The following is a 25252-nucleotide window of genomic DNA, read 5'->3' on the forward strand; positions in this document are numbered from 1 at the left end:
CCACCGCTTACTGGTTGTACGGACCGTAGTCGTAGTCCTCCAGCGGAACGGCCTGGCCGGAGCCGGTGCCGAACGGCGAGTAGTCGATGTCGTCGTAGCCGACGGCCGAGTACATCGCGGCCTTGGCCTCCTCGGTCGGCTCGACCCGGATGTTGCGGTAGCGGGACAGGCCCGTACCGGCCGGGATGAGCTTACCGATGATGACGTTCTCCTTGAGGCCGATCAGGGAGTCCGACTTGGCGTTGATCGCCGCGTCGGTCAGGACCCTGGTCGTCTCCTGGAAGGACGCCGCCGACAGCCACGACTCGGTGGCCAGCGACGCCTTGGTGATACCCATCAGCTGCGGACGGCCGGAGGCCGGGTGGCCACCCTCCGCCACGACCCGACGGTTCTCACCCTCGAACTTCGAGCGCTCCACGAGCTCGCCCGGCAGCAGCTCCGCGTCGCCGGACTCGATGATCGTCACGCGGCGCAGCATCTGCCGGATGATGATCTCGATGTGCTTGTCGTGGATCGCCACGCCCTGGCTGTTGTAGACCTTCTGGACTTCGCCGACCAGGTGGACCTGGACCGCACGCTGGCCGAGGATGCGCAGCACGTCGTGCGGGTTGATCGCACCCACGGTCAGCGGCTGGCCGACCGTGACGTGGTCGCCCTCGCCCACCAGCAGACGGGCACGCTTGGAGACGCCGTAGGCCGTCTCGTCGCTGCCGTCGTCGGGGGTGACGATGACCTTCTTGGTCTTCTCGGTCTCCTCGATCCGCACGCGGCCTGCGGCCTCGGAGATCGGGGCGACGCCCTTGGGCGTACGGGCCTCGAAGAGCTCGACGACTCGCGGCAGACCCAGGGTGATGTCGTCACCCGCCACACCACCGGTGTGGAAGGTACGCATCGTCAGCTGGGTACCGGGCTCACCGATGGACTGGGCCGCGATGATGCCGACGGCCTCACCGATGTCGACCAGCTTGCCGGTGGCCAGCGAACGGCCGTAGCAGAAGGCACAGGTGCCGACCGCGGACTCACAGGTCAGGACCGAGCGGGTCTTGACCTCCTCGACGCCGTGCGCGACCAGCTGGTCGATGAGCACGTCACCGAGGTCGACGTTGGCGGGGCCGATGACCTTGCCGTCGACGACGACGTCCTCGGAGAGCATCCGGGCGTACACGCTGGACTCGACGTCGTCGGTCTTGCGCAGGACGCCGTCGGGACCCTTCGTGGCGATCCGCAGCTTGAGGCCGCGCTCGGTGCCGCAGTCCTCCTCGCGGATGATGACGTCCTGGGAGACGTCCACGAGACGACGGGTGAGGTAACCCGAGTCGGCGGTACGCAGGGCGGTGTCCGCGAGACCCTTACGGGCACCGTGGGTGGAGATGAAGTACTCCAGCACGGAGAGACCCTCACGGAACGACGCCTTAATGGGTCGCGGGATGGTCTCGTTCTTCGCGTTCGACACCAGACCACGCATACCGGCGATCTGCCGCATCTGCATCATGTTTCCTCGGGCACCCGAGTCAACCATCATGAAGATGGGGTTCGTCTTGGGGAAGTTGTCGTTCATCGCCTCGGCGACCTCGTTGGTCGCCTTGGTCCAGATGTTGATCAGTTCCTGAGTGCGCTCGTCCTTGGTGATCAGACCGCGCTCGTACTGCTTCTGGACCTTCTCGTCCTGGGCCTCGTAGCCCTCGACGATGGCCTTCTTGGCCTCCGGCACGACGATGTCGGAGACGGCGACGGTGACACCGGAGCGGGTGGCCCAGTGGAAACCGGCCGCCTTCAGGTTGTCCAGCGTCTGCGCGACGATGACCTTGGGGTACCGCTCGGCCAGGTCGTTGACGATCGCGGAGAGCTGCTTCTTGCCCACCGAGTAGTCGACGAACGGGTAGTCCTCGGGCAGCAGCTCGTTGAAGAGCGCGCGGCCCAGGGTCGTCCGCAGCCGGAAGCTGTCACCCTGCTGCCACTCGGGCTCGCCCTCCTCCGGAGCCGGCGGGGTCCAGCCGCGGGGCGGGACCGTGCCGATCGGGAAGCGGATGTCGACCTTCGCCTGGAGCGAGAGCTCCTTGGCGTCGAACGCCATGATCGCCTCGGCGACCGAGCCGAACGCGCGGCCCTCACCGATGACCTTGCGCTCCTCCTCGTCGGTGGTGAGGAAGAACAGGCCCAGCACCATGTCCTGGGTCGGCATGGTGACCGGACGGCCGTCGGCCGGCTTGAGGATGTTGTTCGAGGACAGCATCAGGATGCGGGCCTCGGCCTGCGCCTCCGCGGAGAGCGGCAGGTGCACGGCCATCTGGTCACCGTCGAAGTCCGCGTTGAACGCGGTGCAGACGAGCGGGTGAATCTGAATGGCCTTGCCCTCGACCAGCTGCGGCTCGAAGGCCTGGATGCCGAGGCGGTGCAGGGTGGGCGCACGGTTCAGCAGAACCGGGTGCTCGGCGATGACCTCTTCGAGGACGTCGTACACGACCGTGCGGCCGCGCTCGACCATGCGCTTCGCCGACTTGATGTTCTGCGCGTGGTTCAGGTCCACCAGGCGCTTCATCACGAACGGCTTGAAGAGCTCCAGCGCCATGGCCTTGGGCAGACCGCACTGGTGCAGCTTCAGCTGCGGGCCGACGACGATGACGGAACGCGCGGAGTAGTCCACACGCTTACCGAGCAGGTTCTGACGGAAACGGCCCTGCTTGCCCTTCAGCATGTCGCTGAGGGACTTCAGCGGGCGGTTACCGGGACCGGTGACCGGGCGACCGCGGCGGCCGTTGTCGAACAGCGCGTCGACGGCCTCCTGCAGCATCCGCTTCTCGTTGTTCACGATGATCTCGGGGGCACCGAGGTCAAGGAGACGCTTGAGGCGGTTGTTGCGGTTGATCACACGGCGGTACAGGTCGTTCAGGTCGGAGGTCGCGAAGCGGCCACCGTCCAGCTGCACCATCGGACGCAGGTCCGGCGGGATGACCGGGATGCAGTCCAGCACCATGCCGTTGGGGCTGTTGCGGGTCTGCAGGAACGCGGAGACGACCTTGAGGCGCTTGAGCGCACGGGTCTTCTTCTGGCCCTTGCCGGTACGGATGATCTCGCGGAGCTTCTCGGCCTCTTCGTCGAGGTCGAAGGACTCCAGGCGCTTCTGCAGGGCAGCCGCGCCCATGCCGCCCATGAAGTACGTGCCGAAGCGGTCACGCAGCTCGCGGTAGAGCAGCTCGTCGCCCTCGAGGTCCTGGACCTTGAGGTTCTTGAAGCGGTTCCAGACCTCGTCCAGGCGGTCGATCTCGCGCTGCGCACGGTCGCGCAGCTGCTTCATCTCGCGCTCGGCACCCTCGCGCACCTTGCGGCGCACGTCGGCCTTGGCGCCCTCGGCCTCCAGCTCGGCCAGGTCGGTCTCGAGCTTCTTGGCGCGGGCTTCGAGGTCGGCGTCGCGGCGCTGCTCGATCTGCTGACGCTCGACGGAGACGTGCGCCTCCAGCGAGGGCAGGTCGCGCGTACGGCGCTCCTCGTCCACCCACGTGATCATGTAGGCGGCGAAGTAGATGACCTTCTCGAGGTCCTTGGGGGCGAGGTCCAGCAGGTAGCCCAGCCGGCTCGGAACGCCCTTGAAGTACCAGATGTGCGTGACGGGCGCGGCCAGCTCGATGTGGCCCATCCGCTCACGACGCACCTTGGCGCGAGTGACCTCGACGCCGCAGCGCTCGCAGATGATGCCCTTGAAGCGGACGCGCTTGTACTTACCGCAGTAGCACTCCCAGTCCCGAGTGGGGCCGAAGATCTTCTCGCAGAAGAGGCCGTCCTTCTCGGGCTTGAGGGTGCGGTAGTTGATGGTCTCCGGCTTCTTGACCTCGCCGTGGGACCACTGACGGATGTCGTCAGCGGTGGCGAGGCCGATCCGCAGCTCGTCGAAGAAGTTGACGTCGAGCACTGTCGTCAATCCCTCTTTCAGGGTCGAGTCTCAATCATGGTCTGAGGGGGTCCGGGGTGGGGCCGGGACCTCACAGGGAGGTCCCGGCCAGACCCGTCAGACCTCTTCGACGCTGCTCGGCTCGCGCCGGGACAGGTCGATACCGAGCTCCTCCGCCGCGCGGAAGACGTCCTCGTCGGTGTCGCGCATCTCGATGGACATGCCGTCCGAGGACAGCACCTCCACGTTCAGGCACAGCGACTGCATTTCCTTGATGAGCACCTTGAAGGACTCGGGAATGCCGGGCTCGGGGATGTTCTCGCCCTTGACGATGGCCTCGTAGACCTTCACGCGGCCGGTCACGTCGTCGGACTTGATCGTCAGCAGCTCCTGGAGGGCGTAAGCGGCGCCGTAAGCCTCCAGCGCCCACACCTCCATCTCACCGAAGCGCTGGCCACCGAACTGAGCCTTACCACCCAGCGGCTGCTGGGTGATCATCGAGTACGGACCGGTCGAGCGGGCGTGCAGCTTGTCGTCGACCAGGTGGTGCAGCTTGAGGATGTACATGTACCCGACCGAGATCGGGTCCGGGAACGGCTCGCCGGAGCGGCCGTCGAACATCCGGGCCTTGCCGGTGTCCTTGACCATCCGGTCGCCGTCGCGGTTCGGCAGCGTGGAGTCGAACAGACCCTGCAGCTCGTCCTGGCGCGCACCGTCGAAGACCGGCGTGGCGACGTTGGTCCGCGGCGCGACGTCGTCGGCGCCGATGGCCTGCAGCCGCTGCTGCCACTCCTCGGAACCCTCGACCTTCCAGCCCTGGCTGGCGAGCCAGCCGAGGTGGATCTCCAGGACCTGTCCCGGGTTCATTCGGGACGGGACACCCAGCGGGTTGAGGATGATGTCGACCGGGGTGCCGTCCTCCAGGAACGGCATGTCCTCGACCGGCAGGATCTTCGAGATGACGCCCTTGTTGCCGTGACGGCCGGCGAGCTTGTCACCGTCGGTGATCTTGCGCTTCTGCGCCACGTACACGCGCACCAGCTGGTTCACACCGGGGGGAAGCTCGTCGCCCTCCTCGCGGTCGAAGACGCGGACGCCGATGACCTTGCCGGTCTCGCCGTGCGGCACCTTCAGCGAGGTGTCACGGACCTCGCGCGCCTTCTCACCGAAGATCGCGCGGAGCAGGCGCTCCTCCGGGGTCAGCTCGGTCTCACCCTTGGGCGTGACCTTGCCGACCAGGATGTCGCCGGCGACGACCTCGGCACCGATGCGGATGATGCCGCGCTCGTCGAGGTCCGCGAGGACCTCCTCGGAGACGTTCGGGATGTCCCGGGTGATCTCCTCCGGGCCGAGCTTGGTGTCACGGGCGTCGACCTCGTGCTCCTCGATGTGGATCGAGGAGAGGACGTCGTCCTGCACGAGGCGCTGCGACAGGATGATCGCGTCCTCGTAGTTGTGACCCTCCCACGGCATGAACGCCACGAGCAGGTTCTTGCCGAGCGCCATCTCGCCTTCGTCCGTGGACGGACCGTCGGCGAGGACCTGGCCCTCGATGACCCGCGCGCCCTCGTCCACGACGACCTTCTGGTTGAAGGAGGTGCCCTGGTTGGAGCGGGTGAACTTGGCGACGCGGTACGTGGTGTACGTGCCGTCGTCGTTGGCGACGGTGATGTAGTCCGCGGAGACCTCCTGGACCACACCGTCCTTCTCGGCCTTGATGACGTCGCCGGCGTCGACCGCGCAGCGGTACTCCATGCCGGTGCCGACCAGCGGCGCCTCGGCCTTGATCAGCGGTACGGCCTGGCGCATCATGTTCGAGCCCATGAGCGCGCGGTTGGCGTCGTCGTGCTCGAGGAACGGGATCATGGCGGTCGCGGCCGACACCATCTGGCGCGGCGAGACGTCCATGAAGTCCACCTCGTCGACCGTGACGAGGTCGGCTTCGCCGCCACGCCGGCGGACCAGGACACGCTGCTCGGCGAAGCGCATGTCCTCGGTCAGCGGGGCGTTGGCCTGGGCGATGATGAAGCGGTCTTCCTCATCGGCGGTGAGGTAGAGGACCTCTTCGGTCACCTGGCCGTCGACGACCTTGCGGTACGGGGTCTCAATGAAGCCGAAGACGTTGACCCGGCCGTACGAGGCGAGCGAACCGATCAGACCAATGTTCGGGCCTTCCGGGGTCTCAATCGGGCACATGCGGCCGTAGTGAGACGGGTGCACGTCACGGACGTCCAGGCCGGCCCGCTCACGGGAGAGACCACCCGGGCCCAGCGCCGAGAGACGGCGCTTGTGGGTCAGACCCGACAGCGGGTTGGTCTGGTCCATGAACTGGGACAGCTGGCTGGTGCCGAAGAACTCCTTGATGGAGGCGACGACCGGCCGGATGTTGATCAGGGTCTGCGGCGTGATCGCCTCGACGTCCTGGGTGGTCATGCGCTCACGCACGACGCGCTCCATACGGGCGAGACCCGTACGGACCTGGTTCTGGATCAGCTCGCCGACGTTGCGCAGGCGGCGGTTGCCGAAGTGGTCGATGTCGTCGGTCTCGACGACGATCTCCCGGCCGCTCTCGCCCATCGTCTCGGTCTCACCGGCGTGCAGCTTCACCAGGTACTTGATCGTGGCGATGATGTCGTCGGTGGTGAGCACGCCGGCGTCGAGCGGCTCGTCGCCGCCGAGCTTCTTGTTGACCTTGTAGCGGCCGACCTTGGCGAGGTCGTAACGCTTCGGGTTGAAGTACAGGTTCTCCAGCAGCGTCTGCGCGGCCTCACGCGTCGGCGGCTCGCCCGGGCGCAGCTTGCGGTAGATGTCGAGCAGCGCGTCGTCCTGGCCCTGGGTGTGGTCCTTCTCCAGGGTGGCGCGCATGGACTCGTACTCGCCGAACTCCTCGAGGATCTGCTCGGTCGTCCAACCGAGGGCCTTGAGCAGAACGGTGACCGACTGCTTGCGCTTGCGGTCGATGCGGACACCGACCATGTCGCGCTTGTCGATCTCCATCTCCAGCCAGGCACCCCGGGACGGGATGATCTTGGCGGAGAAGATGTCCTTGTCGGACGTCTTGTCGATCTGGCTGTCGAAGTAGACGCCCGGCGAGCGGACCAGCTGCGAGACGACGACACGCTCGGTGCCGTTGATGCAGAAGGTGCCCTTGTTGGTCATGAGCGGGAAGTCGCCCATGAAGACCGTCTGGGACTTGATCTCGCCGGTCTCGTTGTTGGTGAACTCGGCGGTGACGAAGAGCGGAGCCGCGTACGTGAAGTCGCGCTCCTTGCACTCGTCGATGCTGTTCTTCGGGGGCTCGAAGCGGTGGTCGCGGAACGTCAGCGACATCGACCCGGAGAAGTCCTCGATCGGGGAGATCTCTTCGAAGATCTCTTCCAGACCGGACTTGGTGGGGACGTCCTGACCGGACTCCAGCGCAGCCTCGACGCGACCCTTCCATGCGGCGTTGCCGAGCAGCCAGTCGAAGCTTTCGGTCTGCAGCGCAAGGAGGTTCGGAACCCCGAGGGGCTCCTTGATCTTCGCAAAAGAGATGCGCAGCGGGGCGGTGCTGTCGCCGTTGTTCGTATTGGCAGTCGAGGCGTTGCGCGAGGCGGCCAAGAGGGGGTCCTTCCGAGGGCTCGGACTCACTACGCGCGTACCGGTCCCACGTCCGCACAGAACGGAAGAAATCCCTGGTCAGGGAGGTGACGTCCGCAGTGCTGAGATGTGGGTATGCCCCTGGTGACGGGCAGGGAGCAGCTAACAGGCAGCGCAAAGGGTCAGTGTAGCCACTCGGCACACTGATGTCCAGACCGGGTTTTCGGAGACCGGCTCTGCACCCAATCTCTCCTCCGGAAGGCTCCCTCTAGCAGGGGTACCCCTCGTTGTAGTTCTTCACGCTCAGCGCCTGCTGCATACCGTGCGCCCCCTGGGCGCACATCGATACTGCCCTCTTCGTCGGCGATCCATGCCTCGGACTCCGGATCGCTTCTGACGTCGCGTCCTGAGAATTGCGCGCCGCGTGCTGTTCGTCAAGGCCCCCCACCCCAGGGAGATCGTCACGAGGCGCACGGCCGGACAACGAAGATCACCATACTCGCACGGGAGTGCGCGGCAACTCCGCAAGGACATCGCAACGCCGAAGGGCGACCACCCGCATGGGTGATCGCCCTTGGCACGGGACCCGGTACTCGCCCGGGGCCCGGAGGTGTTCAGTCAGCGACTGACAGAGGTCACTTGACCTCGACGGAGGCGCCGGCGCCCTTGAGGGCCTCAGCGGCCTTCTCAGCGGCGTCCTTGGCGACCTTCTCGAGGACCGGCTTCGGGGTGCCGTCCACGAGGTCCTTGGCCTCCTTCAGACCCAGGGAGGTCAGCTCACGCACGACCTTGATGACCTGGATCTTCTTGTCGCCCGCACCGGTGAGGATGACGTCGAACTCGTCCTGCTCCTCAGCGGCCTCGGCGGCCGGGGCGCCCGGGGCACCGGCGGCGGCAACGGCGACCGGGGCGGCAGCCTCGACGTCGAACTTCTCCTCGAAGGCCTTCACGAACTCGGAGAGCTCGATGAGGGTCATCTCCTCGAACTGCGCGAGCAGGTCTTCCTGGCTGAGCTTCGCCATGGTGGCGGTCCTTCCACTAATTCGGCTGGTGCCGGATGTACATGTCGGCGGGCGTACGTTGGGCCCGCTTTCGACCGTCGCCTCAGGCGGCGGTCAATGTGCGAGCCGAATTACTCGGCACCGCCCTGCTCGGCCTTGCTGCGAAGCGCGTCCGCGGTGCGGGCGAACTTCGTGAGGGGGGCCTGGAAGGTCGCCGCGGCCTTGGCCATGGACGCCTTCATGCCACCCGCCAGCTTGGCGAGCAGAACCTCGCGGGACTCGAGGTCCGCAAGCTTCTTGATGTCGTCGGCGGACAGCGCCTTCCCTTCGAAGACACCGCCCTTGATGACGAGGTTCTGGTTCTCCTTGGCGAAGTCACGAAGACCCTTCGCCGCCTCGACCGGGTCACCGGTCACGAAGGCGACGGCCGTCGAGCCCACGAGGTGCTCGTCCAGCACGGAGATCCCGGCCTCCTGGGCCGCGATCTTGGTCAGCGTGTTCTTCACCACACGGTACTGAGCGTTGTCACCGAGCGAACGACGCAGATTCTTGATCTGCGCGACAGTAAGTCCGGTGTACGCGGTGACGACAGCGGCGTTGGAGTTACGGAACTTGTCCGTGATCTCCTCGACAGCTGCGACCTTGTCGGGACTTGCCATGAGCCTCGGCCTCCTTCCGGGTGATGAGGACCGCGCAGAAGGGGCTGGGCAAAACAAACGCCCCGGCGCAGGCGCACGGGGCGTGACTCGACCGGGCACGGAATCCGTTCCGGGAGTTCATCCTCATTCACACCTGCGCAGGCCGTCCGCAGCTAGCGGATCCTTCGGCCACCGCACACCCGGACGGGCGTACAGAGACAACCAGCGGTCTTTGGCTTCCTGGTTAAGGTACGCGAACGGCCGAGGCCATGGCAAATCCGGCCCAACCCCGCTGTGGGAGCCAGCCACGATGCGCCCTCAGGCGCCCCGCCAAGGCCCGTACAGCGCCGCGCAGCCCGCCTCACGGCCGTACGCAAAAAGGCCGGGCCCCGCACCGAAAGTCGATGCGAGGCCCGGCCTCACGCGTACGCGCGAGCCGTCAGGCTCAGACCGCGGCCGGGTCCTCCTCGACGAGGAGGTTGCGGGTGCGGTTGGCGTCCAGCGGGACACCGGGGCCCATCGTGGTGGTGATGGTGGCCTTCTTGATGTACCGGCCCTTGGCGGCGGACGGCTTGAGGCGGTTGATCTCCTCGAGCGCCGCGGCGTAGTTCTCCACCAGCTTGGTGTCGTCGAAGGACACCTTGCCGATGATGAAGTGGAGGTTCGCGTGCTTGTCCACGCGGAACTCGATCTTGCCGCCCTTGATGTCGGTGACAGCCTTGGCGACATCCGGGGTGACGGTGCCGGTCTTCGGGTTCGGCATCAGACCACGGGGACCGAGCACGCGGCCGAGGCGGCCGACCTTGCCCATGAGGTCCGGCGTGGCGACGACGGCGTCGAAGTCCAGGCGGCCCTTGGAGACCTCGTCGATCAGCTCGTCCGCGCCGACGATGTCGGCGCCGGCGGCTTCCGCGGCCGCAGCACGGTCGCCGGTCGCGAAGACCAGGACCCGGGCGGTCTTACCGGTGCCGTGCGGGAGGTTCACGGTGCCACGGACCATCTGGTCGGCCTTGCGCGGGTCGACACCCAGACGCATGGCAACCTCGACGGTCGCGTCGAACTTGGCCGAGGAGGTGTCCTTGGCGAGACGGACGGCCTCGAGCGGGGCGTACACACGCTCCCGGTCGATCTTCGCGTCCGCGTTGCGAAGAGTCTTGCTGCGCTTCACTGCTGCTCCTGAATGCAGTTACGCCATGCGGCTCGTGCCGCCTGGCAGGTGGAGTCGTGGTCCGGGCCAGCGCCTGGCCCTGCCACGTTGGTGCGACGAGGCTCGATCAGCCTTCGACCGTGATGCCCATGGAACGGGCGGTGCCGGCGATGATCTTCGACGCGGCGTCCAGGTCGTTGGCGTTCAGGTCGGGCATCTTGGTGGTGGCGATCTCGCGGACCTGGTCGGCCGTGATCTTGGCGACCTTGGTCTTGTGCGGCTCGCCGGAGCCCTTCTCCACGCCCGCGGCCTTCAGGATCATCTTGGAGGCCGGCGGGGTCTTCGTGATGAAGGTGAAGGAACGGTCCTCGTAGACCGTGATCTCCACCGGGATGACCCAACCGCGCTGCGACTCGGTCGCGGCGTTGTAGGCCTTGCAGAACTCCATGATGTTGACGCCGTGCTGACCCAGCGCGGGGCCGACCGGCGGAGCCGGGTTAGCGGCACCGGCCTGGATCTGGAGCTTGATGAGCCCCGTGACCTTCTTCTTCTTGGGAGGCATTGCTCTCTCCGGGTCCTAGTGAGAGTTTCCAGCCGACCATCCGGTCATCCGGATGGAGGCATACCGCACAACGATAACGGGTATAGAGGTGCGGCCTAAAACCGAGCAGGTCAGGCGGCCCCTGAGGGCCTGCCTGACCTGTTCGGAAGCGGTTGCTCCAGGGTGTCCTGACGAGGTCAGTTCTTCTGGATCTGGTCGAAGCTCAGCTCGACCGGGGTCTCGCGGCCGAAGATCTCGACGAGGCCCTTGACCTTCTTCGAGTCGGCGTTGATCTCGTTGATCGTGGCCTGCAGCGTGGCGAACGGACCGTCGGTGACGGTGACCGAGTCGCCCACCTCGAAGTCCAGTACCTGGACCTCCATCTTGCGCTGCGGCGCCGGCTTGCCCTCGGCCTCGGCGGCCTCCTTGGCGGCCTTCTCCTCGGCCTCCGGGGCGAGCATCTTGACGATCTCGTCCAGCGTGAGCGGGTACGGGTCGTAGGCGTTGCCCACGAAGCCGGTGACGCCCGGGGTGTTGCGCACAACGCCCCAGGACTCGTTCGTCAGGTCCATGCGCACGAGCACGTAGCCCGGGAGCTTGTTCTGACGGACGTTCTTCCGCTCGCCGTTCTTGATCTGGACGATCTCTTCCTCGGGCACCTCGGCCTGGTAGATGAAGTCCTCGACGTTGAGCGAGACGGCGCGCTGCTCCAGGTTGGCCTTCACGCGCTTCTCGTAGCCCGCGTACGTGTGGATGACGTACCACTCGCCGGGCAGGCCGCGCAGCTCCTCACGCAGCGCCGCGATCGGGTCCACCGGCTCCGCCTCGGCCGCTTCCTCGGCGACCTCGTCGGTGGCCTCGGCCTCGTCGGCTTCCTCGGCGGACTCGGTGCGCACCGCGGCTTCCTCGGCGGCCTCACCGGCGGCAGCGTCCTCGGCGTCGAGCTCGTCGACGACGTCGGCGCCCTCGACGATCTGCTGCGCGTCCTGGTCCTCGGTCGACGCCGTGTCGCCCTCGACCTCGGCCGTAGCCGCCGCGTCGACGTCGGCAGCCGCCGCCGCGACGGGCTCGGCGGGCTCGTTCAGGTTCGGGTCAGACACTGTGGCTGCTTCTTCCTGGCTTCAAGGGGTTGAACATGCGAACGGGCGCCCGCTTCAGGCGCCCATCGCGGGATCAGGCGAAGACGTAATCGACGACTTCCTTGATTCCCAAGTCAATCACGGTTACGAGACCGATGACGATGACTACGAAGACGATCACCACGGTGGTGTACGTCGAAAGCTGGTTCCGCGTCGGCCAGACGACCTTACGGAGCTCCGCGATGATCTGGCGGTAGAACAGTGCGAGCCGGGCGAGGGGGCCCTTCTTGCCGCGCTTACCTCCGCGGCGGGGCTTCTTCTTCGACTCGGTCGCGTCGTCATCGGAACGGCCACGCTCAGGCATGTCGATGGAGCCCAGGGCGTCCGTCACTCGTCCTCACCTGAATCCGGGTCGTGGCCGTGCCGCGCCCGGTAGAGCCCGCACGGCGGTGCATTGCCTTACGTACGCGTGCACGCACCCTGGTGAATCAAGTGCGTGTAGCAGGGCCGGAGGGACTTGAACCCCCAACCGCTGGTTTTGGAGACCAGTGCTCTACCAATTGAGCTACGACCCTTTGTGGTTTCCCCAACCTACAGCATGTGACCGGTGCACTGTGTGCGCGGCCACCGACGACCCGTCGGGGAGCCAACGGTGGTCGAGTGTACGTGCTCCGCGGCCGGGCGTCGAACGGAAACCCCCGGGCCGACCGCGCCAAACCGCCGTGCCGGGCGCCCGGGCGGTCTGCGACGATGCAGGTATGAGCGCTGCTACTCCTCCCGCACAGTCCCCTACCGAGCGTCGTGTGTCGGCCCGCGTCGGCGCGATCTCCGAGTCCGCCACGCTGGCCGTGGACGCCAAGGCGAAGGCCCTCAAGGCCGCCGGGCGCCCGGTGATCGGCTTCGGCGCCGGTGAGCCCGACTTCCCGACGCCCGGCTACATCGTCGAGGCCGCCGTCGAGGCCTGCCGCAACCCCAAGTTCCACCGCTACACGCCGGCCGGCGGCCTGCCCGAGCTCAAGGCCGCGATCGCCGCGAAGACGCTGCGCGACTCCGGCTACGAGGTCGAGGCCGCCAACATCCTGGTGACCAACGGTGGCAAGCAGGCCATCTACGAGGCGTTCGCGGCGATCCTCGACCCGGGCGACGAGGTCATCGTCCCGGCCCCGTACTGGACCACCTACCCCGAGTCGATCCAGCTCGCGGGCGGCGTCCCGGTCCCGGTCGTGGCCGACGAGACCACCGGCTACCGGGTCAGCGTGGAGCAGCTGGAGGCGGCCCGCACGGAGAACACCAAGGTGGTGCTCTTCGTCTCGCCGTCCAACCCGACCGGCGCGGTCTACAGCCGCGAGCAGGTCGAGGCGGTCGGCCGCTGGGCCGCCGAGCACGGCCTGTGGGTCATGACGGACGAGATCTACGAGCACCTCGTCTACGGCGACGCCGAGTTCAGCTCGCTGCCGGTCGTCGTGCCCGAGCTGCGCGACAAGTGCATCGTCGTCAACGGCGTGGCCAAGACGTACGCCATGACGGGCTGGCGGGTGGGCTGGGTGATCGGCCCGAAGGACGTGATCAAGGCCGCGGCGAACCTCCAGTCGCACGCCACGTCGAACGTCGCCAACGTCTCCCAGGCCGCCGCCATCGCGGCCGTCTCCGGCGACCTGAAGGCCGTCGACGAGATGAAGGTCGCCTTCGACCGCCGCCGCCGGAAGATCGTCCAGATGCTCAACGAGATCGAGGGCGTCGTCTGCCCCGAGCCCGAGGGCGCGTTCTACGCGTACCCCTCGGTCAAGGGTCTGCTCGGCAAGGAGATCCGCGGCAAGCGGCCGCAGACCAGCGTCGAGCTGGCCGAGGTCATCCTGGAGGAGGCCGAGGTCGCGGTCGTCCCGGGCGAGGCCTTCGGCACCCCGGGCTACCTGCGTCTTTCGTACGCACTGGGCGACGAGGACCTCGTCGAGGGCGTGTCGCGCATCCAGAAGCTGCTGGCCGAGGCGAAGTAAGGCACGCGGAGCGGCGGGTTTCGGATCAGTCCGAAACCCGCCGTTCGCATGTTCACACAATCCTTCGTTCGAGGCTGGGCCTACCGGATCGGCGGTCGCGTGCGGCAAGATCCTGGAATGGTGCGTGTCCGAGATCTCCGTCTGCTGCCCAAGGCCCATCTCCATCTGCACTTCACCGGGTCCATGCGGTCACCGACCCTGCTGGAGCTCGCCGAGAAGTACGGCGTCCACCTGCCGGAGGCGCTCAGCAGCGGCGAGCCGCCGAGGCTCCGGGCGACCGACGAGCGGGGCTGGTTCCGCTTCCAGCGGCTGTACGACATCGCGCGGTCCTGCCTGAGATCACCCGAGGACATCCAGCGGCTGGTGCGCGAGACGGCCGAGGAGGACGTCCGCGACGGCTCCCGCTGGCTGGAGATCCAGGTCGACCCCACCTCGTACGCGCCCCGGCTGGGCGGGCTGATCCCGGCTATGGAGATCATTCTCGACGCGGTGGCGACCGCCTCCCGCGAGACCGGTCTCGGAATGCGCGTCCTGGTCGCCGCGAACCGCATGAAACACCCCCTGGACGCCCGCACACTGGCCCGGCTGGCCGTGCGCTACGCCGACCACGGGGTGGTGGGTTTCGGCCTCTCCAACGACGAACGGCGCGGTTTCGCGCGCGACTTCGACCGGGCGTTCGCGATCGCCCGGGACGGCGGGCTGCTGGCCGCGCCGCACGGCGGCGAGCTGTCGGGCCCCGCCAGCGTCCGGGACTGCCTGGACGACCTGCACGCGGGCCGGGTGGGGCACGGCGTACGGGCGGCGGAGGACCCGTACCTGGTGAAGCGGCTCGCGGACTCCGGGGTGACCTGCGAGGTCTGCCCGGCCTCGAACGTGGCGCTGGGTGTGTACGAGAAGCCCGAGGACGTGCCCCTGCGGGCGCTGTTCGACGCCGGGGTGCCGATGGCGCTCGGCGCCGACGACCCGCTGCTCTTCGGGGCCCGGCTGGCCGCGCAGTACGAGATCGCCCGCGAGCACCACGACTTCTCGGACGCCGAACTGGCCGAGCTGGCCCGGCAGTCGGTACGCGGCTCGCGCGCGCCCCTGGAGGAGCGGCGGCGCATGCTGGCGGACATCGACGCATGGCTGGCCGACTGAGGCGCCGCGCGTCCTCCGTACTCCGCACTCGGTACTCCGTAGCCCTCAGCCGATGCCTGTGAGGACCGTCCGGGCCGCCTCCGCGGCGAAGTCACCCGTGGATTCCGCCGCCGTGCCTTCCGAGAAGGCGGTGAAGAAGGCGCGCTGGAAGCAGGCGCCGAGCAGCAGCGCGGCGGCGGCCTCGGGGTCGGCGTCGGCGCGGATACGCCCGCGGTCGCGCTCCCGGCGCAGGTAGCGGGCGAGCTGGTCGCGCGGCTCGTGCGGCCCCGTGCCGAGCTCCGCCAGGCCCTCCCGGTGCCTCCGCAGCAGCGCGGGCTCGGCGAAGAGCGAGCCGGCGATCGGCAGCGTCTGCGCGTAGAGGTCCATGGCCCGGCGGGCGACGGCGGTCAGGCACTCCTCGACGGTGCGCTCCCCCGGGTCGGCGGTGAGCTCCTCCAGGAGCGGGCCGACGCCCGGCAGCCGCTCCTTCAGTACCCGTACGAAGATCTCTTCCTTGTTCGCGAAGTGCTTGTAGAGCGCCGCCTCGGAGCAGCCGGCGGCGCGCGCGATCTCCTTGGTGGTGGTGCGCGCGAGGCCGGTCGTGCGCAGCAGTTCATGGGCGGCGTCGAGGATCCTGGCGGGCGTTGACTTCTGGGTGGGCATTCACTCACCCTAAGGGTGAGTGAATACTTACCCACCTCAGGAGGTGCGGACATCATGACGCTGAAGCTCACGGTCTTCGGGGCGACCGGTGGCATCGGTCAGGAGATCGTCAGGCAGGGGCTGGCGGCGGGTCACGAGGTGACGGCCGTGGTCCGCGACCCGGCACGGCTGACGGTCTCGGGGGCGGGCTTGGAGGTGTTCAGGGCGAACCTCGCGGACCCCGAGACGCTGCGCCCGGCGGTGGCGGGGCGGGACGTGGTCTTCTCCGGGCTGGGCGCGCGCTCCCGTAAGGACGCGGGGACCGCCACCCGGGTGACCGTTCCCGTACTGCGCGCCCTGGAAGCGGCGGACGTACGGCGGCTCCTCGTGGTGAGCGCTGCGCCGGTCGGCCCCGTCCCCGAGGGCGAGCCGCGTCTCGACCGCGCCCTACGGGCGGTGATCGGCGCGCTCCTGAAGGACATCTACACCGACCTCACCGCCATGGAGGCCGAGCTGGCCCGCTCCGCGACGGACTGGACGGCCGTACGCCCGCCGAAGCTGACCGACGGACCGCTGACCGGCACGTACCGCACGGCCGTCGGCGGGACCCCGCGCAGCGGCCGTACGATCTCGCGCGCCGACGTGGCGCACGCGATGCTCGCGATGGCCGGCGACCCGGCGACGGTGAAGCAGGGCGTGGGCGTGGCCTACTAGGGCGCGGGCGTGGCCTACGGGGCCGCGCGAAGGCCGCCTCTCGGGCGCCGCGCGCCTCAGAGGCCGACGCCCACCATCACCGGCTCGTTCACCAGCGTCACCCCGAAGGCCGCGCGCACTCCGTCGCGCACCTCACGGGCCAGCGCGAGCAGGTCCTCCGTCGTCGCCGCGCCCCGGTTGGTGAGCGCGAGCGTGTGCTTGGTGGAGATGCGCGCCGGGCCTTCGCCGTACCCCTTGGTGAAGCCGGCCTTGTCGATCACCCAGGCGGCGGACGTCTTCGTACGCCCGTCCCCAGTGGGGAAGGCGGGCGGCATGACATCGGCGCCGAGCCGCTCGTGCACCCGGTCGACGAACTCCCGGTACTCCTCGGCCGTGAGGACCGGGTTGGTGAAGAAGGACCCCGCCGACCAGGTGTCGTGGTCCTCCGGGTCCAGGACCATGCCCTTGCCGGCGCGCAGCTTGAGCACCGTCTCGCGGGCGGTCGCGGCGGGCACCCGGTCGCCTGCCTCGACGCCCAGCACGCGGGCCGTCTCGGGGTACTTGATGGGCGCGGACAGGCCGCCCGCGTCCTCCAGGGCGAAGCGGACGCGCAGCACGACGTACCGGTCGGGGTGCTCCTTGAAGCGGCTGTGCCGGTACGAGAAGTCGCACTCGGCGTTCGTCAGCGTCACCGTTTCGTCCGCCTGGCGATCGAAGGCGATCACTTCGGTGATGGTGGCCGACACTTCCTGGCCGTACGCACCCACGTTCTGGATCGGCGTGGCGCCCGCGGAGCCGGGGATGCCGGCCAGGCACTCGACGCCCGCCAGGCCCGCCTCGACCGTACGGGCCACGGCCTCGGACCAGTTCTCACCGGCGGCCAGGGTCAGCGCCGTGCCGTCCAGGTCGAAGCCGCGGGTCGCGATGCGCAGCGCGGTGCCCTCGAAGCCCTTGTCGCCGATGACGAGGTTGCTGCCGCCGCCGATGATCAGCAGCGGGGTGCCGCTCGCGTCGGCCGCACGGACGGCGGCGATCACCTCGTCGTCGGTCGTGGCCGTGACGAGCCGCGCGGCCGTCCCGCCGAGCCGAAAGGTGGTCAGAGGGGCAAGGGGAGCATCCTGAAGTACCTGCACCCCTCAAGAGTACGGGCGCACACCCCGGCCGCTGTGGGCAGTCGTTCCGCTGGGGCGGAACGGGTGGGCACAGCGGAACCCCGACGGCGGGACGCCGCTACCACCCACCCGCACCACAGACGACGTCAGGCGAGCCGCACCACGGCCCGCGACATCCCCAGCACCTTCTGCCCCGCGCTCATCGCCGTCAGGTCGACCCGCACCGTCCGCGCGTCATCGTCCAGCTTCGCCGCGACCTTGCCCGACACCTCGATCACCGCGCCCTGGTCATCGTTCGGCACGACCACCGGCTTGGTGAAGCGCACGCCGTACTCGGCCACCGCGGCCGGGTCACCGGCCCAGTCCGTCACCACGCGGGCCGCCTCGGCCATGGTGAACATGCCGTGCGCGATGACGTCCGGGAGGCCCACCTCCTTGGCGAACTTCTCGTTCCAGTGGATCGGGTTGAAGTCGCCGGAGGCGCCCGCGTACTGGACAAGAGTGGCGCGTGTCACGGGGAACGACTGTGCGGGCAGCTCCGTGCCGACCTCGACGTCGTCGTAAGAGATCTTCGCGGTCATCGCTGTCAGGCCTCCTCATCGGCGGCGCGGGCCACCAGCTTGGTGAGCGCGGTCACCACGTGCTCACCGGCCTCGTCGTGCACCTCGCCCCGGATGTCGAGGACGTCGTTGCCCGCGAGGGACTTGATCGACTCGATGGTGGAGGTGACGGTCAGCCGGTCGCCGGCGCGCACCGGACGGGTGTAGGCGAACTTCTGGTCGCCGTGCACCACCCGGCTGTAGTCCAGACCCAGCTGCGGGTCCTGGACCACCTGCCCCGCGGCCTTGAAGGTGATCGCGAAGACGAAGGTCGGCGGGGCGATCACATCGGGATGGCCGAGGGCCTTGGCGGCTTCGGTGTCCGTGTACGCCGGGTTCGCGTCACCGATCGCCTCGGCGAATTCCCGGATCTTCTCGCGGCCCACTTCATACGGGTCGGTGGGCGGGTACGTCCGTCCGACAAAGGACTGGTCGAGCGCCATGGCTCGCAACCTCCAGGGGTGTCACGCGGGCTCCAACGCTACGAGGCCGCCCCCTAATGTGGGGGCGGCCTCGTAGTAACTGCTTATCTGAGCAGTGCCTTTGTTGTTATCGCGTCTCGCGGTGCGCGGTGTGCGAGTTGCAACGGGGGCAGTGCTTCTTCATCTCAAGACGGTCCGGGTCATTACGCCGGTTCTTCTTGGTGATGTAGTTCCGCTCCTTGCACTCCACGCAGGCCAGCGTGATCTTCGGGCGGACGTCGGTGGCAGCCACGTGAGTGCTCCTTGGACGAACAAGTTTGGACGGATTAACGCATGAATAGTAGCCGATCGGAGGACCGACCCCACAATCGGCTACTGTGTGTAGCGGTGACCGGACTTGAACCGGTGACACAGCGATTATGAGCCGCTTGCTCTACCGACTGAGCTACACCGCTGTGATGCGAGTGGGACTCACCCGAAGGTGAGTACCTCACACACCAGAGCCCCAATACGGAATCGAACCGTAGACCTTCTCCTTACCATGGAGACGCTCTGCCGACTGAGCTATTGGGGCGAGCGATGAAGACATTACACGGCCGACAGCCAAACGTGAAATCCGTATCGGCCCGTCGCCACAACTGCCTCGTACACCACACCGGTACGACTATTCCGCGCCTGCTCGAAGGCGCCCGTACCGCGCCCTAGGCTCGGACCACGCTGCGTGATCTTGCACCCCCTAGGAGCGCGATGGCCGACAGCAGTCAGCAGCCGAAGCCGGGGAAGCCGCACGGGTCCGGCCGGTCCGAGCGGCCCGACGCGGGCTCCCTGGTGCTGTGCGGCGCCCGGCTGGCCGACGGCCGGACGGTGGACGTACGGCTCGGCGGCGGGCGCATCGAGGCGGTCGGCACGACCGGCAGCCTCGACACCCAGGGGCCCCGTATCGACCTGCACGGCTACCTGCTGCTGCCGGCCCCCGCCGAACCGCACGCGCACTGCGACACGGCGCTGACCGCCGACTGCGGCGGGCCCGCCTCCGACGACCCGGACGACGTGCAGCGCCGCACCACGGAGTCGGCGCTGCTGCACCTCGGGCACGGGGCGACCGCGCTGCGGACGCACGTACGGATCGGGGACGTCTCCGGGCTGCGCTCCCTGGGGGCCGTACTGCAGGCCCGGCGGACCCTGCACGGGCTCGCCGACCTCACCGCGGTGGCCGTGCCGCGGCTGCTGACCGGCGCGGCGGGCGCGGACGCGCGGGCGATGCTGCGGGACGCCGTGAAGATGGGCGCCACGGTGCTCGGCGGCTGCCCCGACCTGGACCCCGACCCTGCGGGCTATGCGGAGACGGTCCTGGACCTGGCCGCCGAGTTCGGCTGCGCGGTCGACCTGCATACGGACGGGGACGACCCGGCCCGGCTGGGCCGGCTGGCGGCGATGGCCGGCGGGCTGCGGCCCGGCGTGGCCATCGGACCGTGCGCGGGGCTGGCCCGGATGCCGTGGCGGGTGGCCGCGCGCGCAGCGGAGCAGCTGGCGGCGGCCGGGGTCACGGTCGTCTGCCTGCCGCAGGGCGACTGTGCGGGCCTGGAACGGCCGTCCTCGCAGGTGACGGGCCCGGCGCCGGTGCGGCTGCTGCGGGCGGCCGGGGTGCGCGTCACGGCGGGCAGCGGCGCGCTCCGGGACGCGGCGAACCCGGTCGGCCGGGCCGATCCGCTGGAGGCCGCCTACCTGCTGGCGGCGCGCGGCGAGGCGAGCCCGGAGGGCGCGTACGACGCGGTGAGCGCGGCGGCGCGGGAGACGCTCGGCCTCCCGGAGGTCCGCGTGGAGGCGGGCTTCCCCGCCGAGCTGCTGGCCGTGCGCGGCGACGGCATCGCGGCCGCGCTGTCCCTGGCGTACAGCCGGATCGTGGTCCACCGGGGGCGGGTGGTGGCCCGTACGAGCGCGGTCCGCGAGTACTGCGACTCGGAGGCGACGGTGGCGCTGGAACTGCCGCGGCAGTCGCAACGCTGAGAGCGGGCGCGGGCTTTCGGACATCCGCGCGGGCGCGGGCTTTTCGGACGCGCTCCGCGTACGCGCTGTGCGCCGGATGGCGTGGAACGCCCTCACCCGGCGGCGTGTGCGGGGCTTCGGCGCCCGGCCCGCGGCGCGCGGGCGTACGGTCGGGATCATGCGCATTGTCATCGCAGGAGGACATGGTCAGATCGCGCTGCGGCTGGAGCGGCTGCTCCACGCGCGCGGGGACGACGTCGCGGGCATCGTCCGGCGGCCCGAGCAGGCCGGGGCTCTCCTGGCCGCCGGCGCCGAACCGGTCGTGTGCGACCTGGAGACGGCCACGGTCGGGGAGGTCGCACGGCATCTGGAGGGCGCGGACGCCGCGGTCTTCGCCGCGGGCGCGGGCCCGGGCAGCGGCGCCGAACGCAAGGAGACCGTCGACCGGGGCGCCGCCACGCTGTTCGCCGACGCCGCCGAGGCCGCGGGCGTACGGCGGTTCCTGGTGATCTCCTCCATGGGAGCGGACCGCGAGCCGCCCGAGGGCACGGACCCGGTGTTCGCCGCCTATCTGCGCGCCAAGGGCGCGGCGGACGCGGACGTACGGGACAGGGCGGGCCTGGACTGGACGATCCTGCGCCCGGGGCGGCTGACGGACGACGCGGGCACGGAGCGGGTGCGGCTGGAGGAGTCGACCGGCCGGGGCGACGTCACCCGGGACGACGTGGCGGCGGTACTGGTGGCCCTGCTGGACGAGCCGAAGACGGCCGGCCGGACACTGGAGCTGATCGGCGGCGACGTACCGGTCGAGGACGCGGTACGGAACGCGGCGAGCGGCTGAGCCCGCGAGCAACCGCCCAGCAAACACGCAAAGGCCCCCACTTCCGTGGGGGCCTTTCGCTCTCCTGTGGCGGCGCCAGGATTCGAACCTGGGAAGGCTGAGCCGGCAGATTTACAGTCTGCTCCCTTTGGCCGCTCGGGCACACCGCCTGGGATCGCTGCCGGGAATCCCGCCTGGGCGGTGCTCCGTGGCAACGACGTAAACCATACCCGATGGCAGGGGGTGGTCCGCCACTCGGTTCCGCGCACCCCGATCACGGCCGGGCCGCTGCCCGGGTGGCTAGGCTTGCGGGGCGGTCCCGGACGGGCCGCGTCCCTGACTGATCTACGTACGAGGAGCCAACTCAACATGGCCGACTCCAGTTTCGACATCGTCTCGAAGGTCGAGCGGCAGGAGGTCGACAACGCCCTCAACCAGGCCGCCAAGGAGATCTCGCAGCGGTACGACTTCAAGGGCGTCGACGCCTCGATCGCCTGGTCCGGCGAGAAGATCGAGATGCGCGCCAACGCCGAGGAGCGCGTGAAGGCCGTCCTCGACATCTTCCAGTCCAAGCTGGTCAAGCGCGGGATCTCGCTGAAGGCGCTGGACGCGGGCGAGCCCCAGGCCTCCGGCAAGGAGTACAAGATCTTCGCGTCGCTCGAGGAGGGCATCTCCCAGGAGAACGCGAAGAAGGTCGCCAAGATCATCCGCGATGAGGGCCCCAAGGGCGTCAAGGCGCAGGTGCAGGGCGACGAGCTGCGCGTGTCCTCCAAGAGCCGCGACGACCTGCAGGCCGTCCAGCAGCTCCTGAAGGGCAAGGACCTGGACTTCGCCCTCCAGTTCGTGAACTACCGGTAGGCGCTGCGCCTACGGGGCGACGGACACACCGGACGGGGCGGCACGCGCACGGCGCGCCGCCCCGTCGGCGTATCCGCGTACGGAAGGACGCCGTCTCAGCGGGCGCTTCAGTGGCGCTTCAGTGGCGCTTCAGCGGCGCCTCAGCGGGCCGCGAAGGGCTGGTCCGTACGGACGATCTCGCGGCCCAGCGGCAGCAGCGACACCGGGATCAGCTTGAAGTTCGCGATCCCGAAGGGGATGCCGATGATCGTGACGCACAGGGCGATGCCCGTGACGATGTGCCCGAGCGCCAGCCACCAGCCCGCGAGCACCAGCCAGATGCCGTTGCCCAGGCAGGACGCGGCGCCCGCTTCGCGCCGCTCGACCGTGGTGTAGCCGAACGGCCAGAGGGCGTACATGCCGATCCTGAAGGACGCTATGCCCCAGGGGATCGTGACGATCAGGATGCACATGATCACGCCGGCCAGGGCGTAGCCGAGGAACAGCCAGAAGCCGGACAGGACGAGCCAGATGATGTTCAGGATGGTCTTCACGGTGTGTACCCTGCCAGTTCCTCCAGGCGGCTGATGCGCTCCCGCATCGGCGGATGGGTCGAGAAGAGCTTGGAGAGGCCATCGCCGGCCCGGAACGGGTTCGCGATCATCATGTGGCTCGCCGTCTCCAGGCGCGGCTCCGGCGGCAGCGGGAGCTGCTGCGTGCCGTACTCCAGCTTCCGCAGGGCCGAGGCGAGGGCCAGCGGGTCGCCCGTGAGCCGGGCGCCGGAGGCATCCGCCTCGTACTCCCGGGAGCGGCTGACGGCGAGCTGGATGAGGGACGCGGCGAGCGGTCCGAGGATCATGATCAGCAACATGCCGAACAGCCCGGGGCCCTCGTCGTCGTCCGATCTGCCGATGGGGATCAGCCAGGCGAAGTTCACCAGGAACATCACCACGGAGGCGAGCGCGCCCGCGACGGAGGAGATCAGGATGTCGCGGTTGTAGACATGGCTGAGCTCGTGCCCGATCACGCCGCGCAGCTCGCGCTCGTCCAGCAGCTGGAGGATGCCCTCCGTGCAGCAGACCGCGGCGTTGCGCGGATTGCGGCCGGTCGCGAAGGCGTTCGGGGCCTGGGTCGGTGAGATGTACAGACGGGGCATGGGCTGGCGCGCTGCCGTGGAGAGCTCGCGGACCATGCGGTAGAGCTGGGGCGCCTGGAACTCGCTGACGGGGCGCGCCCGCATGGCGCGCAGGGCGAGCTTGTCGCTGTTCCAGTACGCGTACGCGTTGGTGCCCAGCGCCACGAGAACCGCGACGACCAGGCCAGTACGGCCGAACAGGCTGCCGATGACGATGATGAGCGCGGACAGTCCCCCGAGGAGAACTGCGGTCCTGAGCCCGTTGTGCCGGCGGTGCACGGTACGCCCTCCAGGTCGTGCGGCAGGGGAACCCTTTGCGATTACGTGTCCACTTTTCAGTGGACCCTCCGTTTCTGGTCAACGCCAGACGGCGGAGCGTGGTTCCCTCGGCCCCTGGAGGGGGGCGTTGGTCCGTTCGGGTGGGGCTGTTCCGGGGCTGCTAGAGCAGCGCGCCCGAGGCGAAGCGCAGGACGAGCTGCGGGGCGCCGGAGAGCGCGATGCCGACGAGCGCGGAGAGGCCGACCGCGGTGGCGAGCGGGGCCGGGATGCGCGGCCGGGTGGCGGGCCGGGCCTCGCCCTCGGGGGCGGTCTCCGGTGCGCGGAAGAGGACCGCCGTCCACTGCAGGTAGTAGTAGAGCGCGATCACGACGTTGACGGCCATCACGACGGCCAGCCAGGCCAGGCCCGCGTCCACGGCCGCGGAGAAGACCGTGACCTTGGCGAACAGCCCGATGATGCCCGGCGGCAGGCCGGCCAGGCACAGCAGGAAGAAGCCGAGGGCGAGCGCGTACACGGGGTGCGCGGCGTAGAGGCCCCGGTAGTCGGCGATGCGGTTCCCCGGGTGCGTGCGGGCCACGAGGGCGGCCACCGCGAAGGCCCCGAGGTTCACCGCCGCGTACATGAGGGCGTACGCCACCGTGGACCCGATGGCGTGTGCGGCGTCGTCGGCGTACGCGGCGGACGCGATCGGCACCAGGAGGTACCCGGCCTGGCCGACGGAGGACCAGGCCAGCAGGCGTACGGCGCTGTGCGCGCGGTCGGGGCGCTGGCGCAGCGCGGCGACGTTGCCGACCGTCATGGTGAGCGCGGCCAGTACGGCGAGGACCGGGCCCCAGACGTCGCTGTACGAGGGGAACGCCTTGACGGTGACGACGATCAGGCCGGAGAAGCCGACCGCCTTGCCGACCACGGAGAGGTACGCGGCCACCGGGAGCGGCGCGCCAACGTAGGTGTCGGGCACCCAGAAGTGGAACGGCGCGGCGGCCGTCTTGAAGGCGAAGCCCACGAGGGTGAGCGCGACGCCGGCCTTGGCCAGCACATCGAGCTGCGGGTCCGGGTGGGTGAGGGCCTCGGCCACCTGGGCGAGGTGCAGGCTGCCGGTGGCTGCGTACACGAAGCTGACGCCGAGCAGCATCACGGCGGTCGCGGTGACCGAGGACAGGAAGAACTTCAGCGCCGCCTCGGAGGAGAGCCGGTCGCCGCGCCTGATGCCCACGAGGGCGAACGCGGGCAGCGAGGCCACTTCGAGGGCGATGACCAGCGTGGCGAGGTCCCGGGAGGCCGGCAGCAGGGCGGCACCGGCCGCCGAGGACAGCAGCAGGAACCAGAACTCCCCGCCGGGCAGCTTCTCGTCCTTGACCGGGTTGACCGACAGCAGGGCGGTGAGCAGCGCGCCGCCGAGGACCAGCAGTTGGACGACGATCGCGAAGTGGTCGGCCTCGTAGCTGCACACCTCGGGGTGCGCGGTGAGGCAGAAGGTGGTGCGGTCGCCCTTCAGAAGCGGCAGCAGCGACAGGCCGGCCAGCACCAGGCCCACGACGCCGATCCATCCGAGGAGCGGCTTGCGGCGCTCGGAGAGGAAGAGATCGGCGACGAGGACGATCAGGGCGAAGACGGCGGCGAGGGTGGGCGGGGCGACGGCGAGCCAGTCCACGGACTGGACGAGGCTCGTGACGCCGCCCGCCGCGTGCGTGGCGGTCCCGCCGGCCGCTGCGCTCCCGGCGCTCGCTGCGAGGACAGTCATCA

The 25252-nt window shown here is 69.1% G+C and carries 22 protein-coding genes and 4 tRNA genes; 6 read left to right on the forward strand and 20 right to left on the reverse strand.

All coding sequences use genetic code 11. The features are described 5' to 3' along the window. Positions 1–7: 7 nt before the first annotated feature. The 9 genes from ACZ4MH_RS16800 to ACZ4MH_RS16840 form a co-directional block, all read right to left on the reverse strand. On the reverse strand, positions 8–3907 hold the full coding sequence (locus ACZ4MH_RS16800; RefSeq protein ID WP_351590508.1) for a DNA-directed RNA polymerase subunit beta': 3900 nt from the start codon (positions 3905–3907) through the stop codon (positions 8–10). Positions 3908–4003: 96 nt separating this feature from the next. Next, positions 4004–7486: a DNA-directed RNA polymerase subunit beta gene (rpoB, locus tag ACZ4MH_RS16805; RefSeq protein WP_351590505.1), complete on the reverse strand. Its 3483-nt coding sequence runs from the start codon at positions 7484–7486 to the stop codon at positions 4004–4006. A 614-nt stretch (positions 7487–8100) separates the two neighbouring features. After that, positions 8101–8487, reverse strand: coding sequence for a 50S ribosomal protein L7/L12 (rplL, locus tag ACZ4MH_RS16810; RefSeq protein WP_351590501.1), 387 nt, complete (start codon positions 8485–8487; stop codon positions 8101–8103). 110 nt (positions 8488–8597) lie between these two features. Further along, a complete protein-coding gene (rplJ, locus tag ACZ4MH_RS16815; protein ID WP_351590498.1) occupies positions 8598–9125 on the reverse strand; it encodes a 50S ribosomal protein L10 in 528 nt (175 codons plus the stop codon). Between the two features lie 424 nt (positions 9126–9549). Beyond that, entirely contained in the window at positions 9550–10272 is a 723-nt protein-coding gene (gene rplA, locus ACZ4MH_RS16820; RefSeq protein ID WP_351590495.1) for a 50S ribosomal protein L1, read from the reverse strand. A 106-nt stretch (positions 10273–10378) separates the two neighbouring features. After that, positions 10379–10813 carry a 50S ribosomal protein L11 gene (gene rplK, locus ACZ4MH_RS16825; protein WP_030262765.1) on the reverse strand — a complete coding sequence of 145 codons (435 nt, stop codon included), beginning with the start codon at positions 10811–10813 and terminating at the stop codon, positions 10379–10381. A 176-nt stretch (positions 10814–10989) separates the two neighbouring features. After that, the gene (gene nusG, locus ACZ4MH_RS16830; RefSeq protein WP_351590491.1) at positions 10990–11892 is read right to left on the reverse strand and encodes a transcription termination/antitermination protein NusG; all 903 of its coding nucleotides are present in this window, start codon (positions 11890–11892) and stop codon (positions 10990–10992) included. A gap of 73 nt (positions 11893–11965) precedes the next feature. Next, a complete protein-coding gene (gene secE / locus ACZ4MH_RS16835; protein WP_030619976.1) occupies positions 11966–12262 on the reverse strand; it encodes a preprotein translocase subunit SecE in 297 nt (98 codons plus the stop codon). Between the two features lie 111 nt (positions 12263–12373). Then, positions 12374–12446, reverse strand: a tRNA-Trp gene (locus ACZ4MH_RS16840). Positions 12447–12629: 183 nt separating this feature from the next. Here ACZ4MH_RS16840 and ACZ4MH_RS16845 point away from each other — a divergent pair. Further along, complete coding sequence (locus tag ACZ4MH_RS16845) at positions 12630–13865, forward strand: pyridoxal phosphate-dependent aminotransferase (protein ID WP_351590487.1); 1236 nt, start codon at positions 12630–12632, stop codon at positions 13863–13865. A 117-nt stretch (positions 13866–13982) separates the two neighbouring features. Next, entirely contained in the window at positions 13983–15002 is a 1020-nt protein-coding gene (locus tag ACZ4MH_RS16850; RefSeq protein ID WP_351590484.1) for an adenosine deaminase, read from the forward strand. Between the two features lie 45 nt (positions 15003–15047). Here ACZ4MH_RS16850 and ACZ4MH_RS16855 read toward each other — a convergent pair whose 3' ends face one another. After that, complete coding sequence (locus ACZ4MH_RS16855) at positions 15048–15644, reverse strand: TetR/AcrR family transcriptional regulator (protein WP_351590481.1); 597 nt, start codon at positions 15642–15644, stop codon at positions 15048–15050. 60 nt (positions 15645–15704) lie between these two features. Here ACZ4MH_RS16855 and ACZ4MH_RS16860 point away from each other — a divergent pair, with 60 nt between their 5' ends. Continuing rightward, positions 15705–16337, forward strand: a complete 633-nt coding sequence (locus ACZ4MH_RS16860; RefSeq protein ID WP_351590626.1) for an NAD(P)-dependent oxidoreductase — start codon at positions 15705–15707, stop codon at positions 16335–16337. A 56-nt stretch (positions 16338–16393) separates the two neighbouring features. On the opposite strand, the gene ACZ4MH_RS16865 is transcribed toward ACZ4MH_RS16860, so the two are convergent. The 6 genes from ACZ4MH_RS16865 to ACZ4MH_RS16890 form a co-directional block, all read right to left on the reverse strand. Beyond that, positions 16394–17449 carry a UDP-N-acetylmuramate dehydrogenase gene (locus ACZ4MH_RS16865; protein ID WP_351590479.1) on the reverse strand — a complete coding sequence of 352 codons (1056 nt, stop codon included), beginning with the start codon at positions 17447–17449 and terminating at the stop codon, positions 16394–16396. Positions 17450–17574: 125 nt separating this feature from the next. Continuing rightward, positions 17575–18009, reverse strand: coding sequence for a MaoC family dehydratase (locus tag ACZ4MH_RS16870; RefSeq protein ID WP_351590477.1), 435 nt, complete (start codon positions 18007–18009; stop codon positions 17575–17577). 5 nt (positions 18010–18014) lie between these two features. Further along, complete coding sequence (locus ACZ4MH_RS16875; protein WP_351590474.1) at positions 18015–18470, reverse strand: MaoC family dehydratase N-terminal domain-containing protein; 456 nt, start codon at positions 18468–18470, stop codon at positions 18015–18017. Between the two features lie 106 nt (positions 18471–18576). After that, positions 18577–18741 carry a 50S ribosomal protein L33 gene (gene rpmG / locus ACZ4MH_RS16880; RefSeq protein ID WP_006604855.1) on the reverse strand — a complete coding sequence of 55 codons (165 nt, stop codon included), beginning with the start codon at positions 18739–18741 and terminating at the stop codon, positions 18577–18579. Positions 18742–18831: 90 nt separating this feature from the next. Then, a tRNA-Met gene (locus ACZ4MH_RS16885) sits at positions 18832–18904 on the reverse strand. Positions 18905–18950: 46 nt separating this feature from the next. After that, a tRNA-Thr gene (locus ACZ4MH_RS16890) sits at positions 18951–19023 on the reverse strand. 173 nt (positions 19024–19196) lie between these two features. On the opposite strand from ACZ4MH_RS16890, the gene ACZ4MH_RS16895 reads away from it, so the two are divergent. Continuing rightward, positions 19197–20456 (forward strand): amidohydrolase family protein, encoded by a 1260-nt coding sequence (locus ACZ4MH_RS16895; protein ID WP_351590471.1) that lies wholly within the window; start codon positions 19197–19199, stop codon positions 20454–20456. A gap of 157 nt (positions 20457–20613) precedes the next feature. Next, positions 20614–21276, forward strand: coding sequence for an NAD(P)H-binding protein (locus ACZ4MH_RS16900; protein WP_351590468.1), 663 nt, complete (start codon positions 20614–20616; stop codon positions 21274–21276). A gap of 67 nt (positions 21277–21343) precedes the next feature. Here ACZ4MH_RS16900 and ACZ4MH_RS16905 read toward each other — a convergent pair. After that, positions 21344–21425, reverse strand: a tRNA-Tyr gene (locus tag ACZ4MH_RS16905). A 199-nt stretch (positions 21426–21624) separates the two neighbouring features. Between ACZ4MH_RS16905 and ACZ4MH_RS16910 the strand changes: the two genes are divergently transcribed. Further along, entirely contained in the window at positions 21625–22113 is a 489-nt protein-coding gene (locus tag ACZ4MH_RS16910; RefSeq protein ID WP_351590465.1) for a YajQ family cyclic di-GMP-binding protein, read from the forward strand. A gap of 140 nt (positions 22114–22253) precedes the next feature. Here ACZ4MH_RS16910 and ACZ4MH_RS16915 read toward each other — a convergent pair whose 3' ends face one another. The 3 genes from ACZ4MH_RS16915 to ACZ4MH_RS16925 all read right to left on the reverse strand — a co-directional run bounded on the left by ACZ4MH_RS16915 (position 22254) and on the right by ACZ4MH_RS16925 (position 25250). Further along, on the reverse strand, positions 22254–22646 hold the full coding sequence (locus ACZ4MH_RS16915) for a YccF domain-containing protein (protein ID WP_351590462.1): 393 nt from the start codon (positions 22644–22646) through the stop codon (positions 22254–22256). After that, entirely contained in the window at positions 22643–23506 is an 864-nt protein-coding gene (htpX, locus tag ACZ4MH_RS16920; RefSeq protein WP_351590460.1) for a zinc metalloprotease HtpX, read from the reverse strand. The genes ACZ4MH_RS16915 and htpX overlap by 4 nt, the downstream gene beginning before the upstream one ends. Before the next feature lie 160 nt (positions 23507–23666). After that, on the reverse strand, positions 23667–25250 hold the full coding sequence (locus ACZ4MH_RS16925) for an NADH-quinone oxidoreductase subunit N (RefSeq protein WP_351590457.1): 1584 nt from the start codon (positions 25248–25250) through the stop codon (positions 23667–23669). Between the last annotated feature and the right edge of the window lie 2 nt (positions 25251–25252).

Source organism: Streptomyces sp. NPDC026301 (assembly GCF_055567935.1).

Coding starts and splice junctions, on each gene's coding strand:
- rplL (WP_351590501.1), bottom strand. CDS start 8,487: ATGGCGAAGCTCAGCCAGGAAGACCTGCTCGCGCAGTTCGAGGAGATG.
- rplJ (WP_351590498.1), bottom strand. CDS start 9,125: ATGGCAAGTCCCGACAAGGTCGCAGCTGTCGAGGAGATCACGGACAAG.
- rplK (WP_030262765.1), bottom strand. CDS start 10,813: ATGCCTCCCAAGAAGAAGAAGGTCACGGGGCTCATCAAGCTCCAGATC.
- ACZ4MH_RS16845 (WP_351590487.1), top strand. CDS start 12,630: ATGAGCGCTGCTACTCCTCCCGCACAGTCCCCTACCGAGCGTCGTGTG.
- ACZ4MH_RS16850 (WP_351590484.1), top strand. CDS start 13,983: ATGGTGCGTGTCCGAGATCTCCGTCTGCTGCCCAAGGCCCATCTCCAT.
- ACZ4MH_RS16855 (WP_351590481.1), bottom strand. CDS start 15,644: ATGCCCACCCAGAAGTCAACGCCCGCCAGGATCCTCGACGCCGCCCAT.
- ACZ4MH_RS16870 (WP_351590477.1), bottom strand. CDS start 18,009: ATGACCGCGAAGATCTCTTACGACGACGTCGAGGTCGGCACGGAGCTG.
- ACZ4MH_RS16875 (WP_351590474.1), bottom strand. CDS start 18,470: ATGGCGCTCGACCAGTCCTTTGTCGGACGGACGTACCCGCCCACCGAC.
- ACZ4MH_RS16895 (WP_351590471.1), top strand. CDS start 19,197: ATGGCCGACAGCAGTCAGCAGCCGAAGCCGGGGAAGCCGCACGGGTCC.
- ACZ4MH_RS16900 (WP_351590468.1), top strand. CDS start 20,614: ATGCGCATTGTCATCGCAGGAGGACATGGTCAGATCGCGCTGCGGCTG.
- ACZ4MH_RS16910 (WP_351590465.1), top strand. CDS start 21,625: ATGGCCGACTCCAGTTTCGACATCGTCTCGAAGGTCGAGCGGCAGGAG.
- ACZ4MH_RS16925 (WP_351590457.1), bottom strand. CDS start 25,250: ATGACTGTCCTCGCAGCGAGCGCCGGGAGCGCAGCGGCCGGCGGGACC.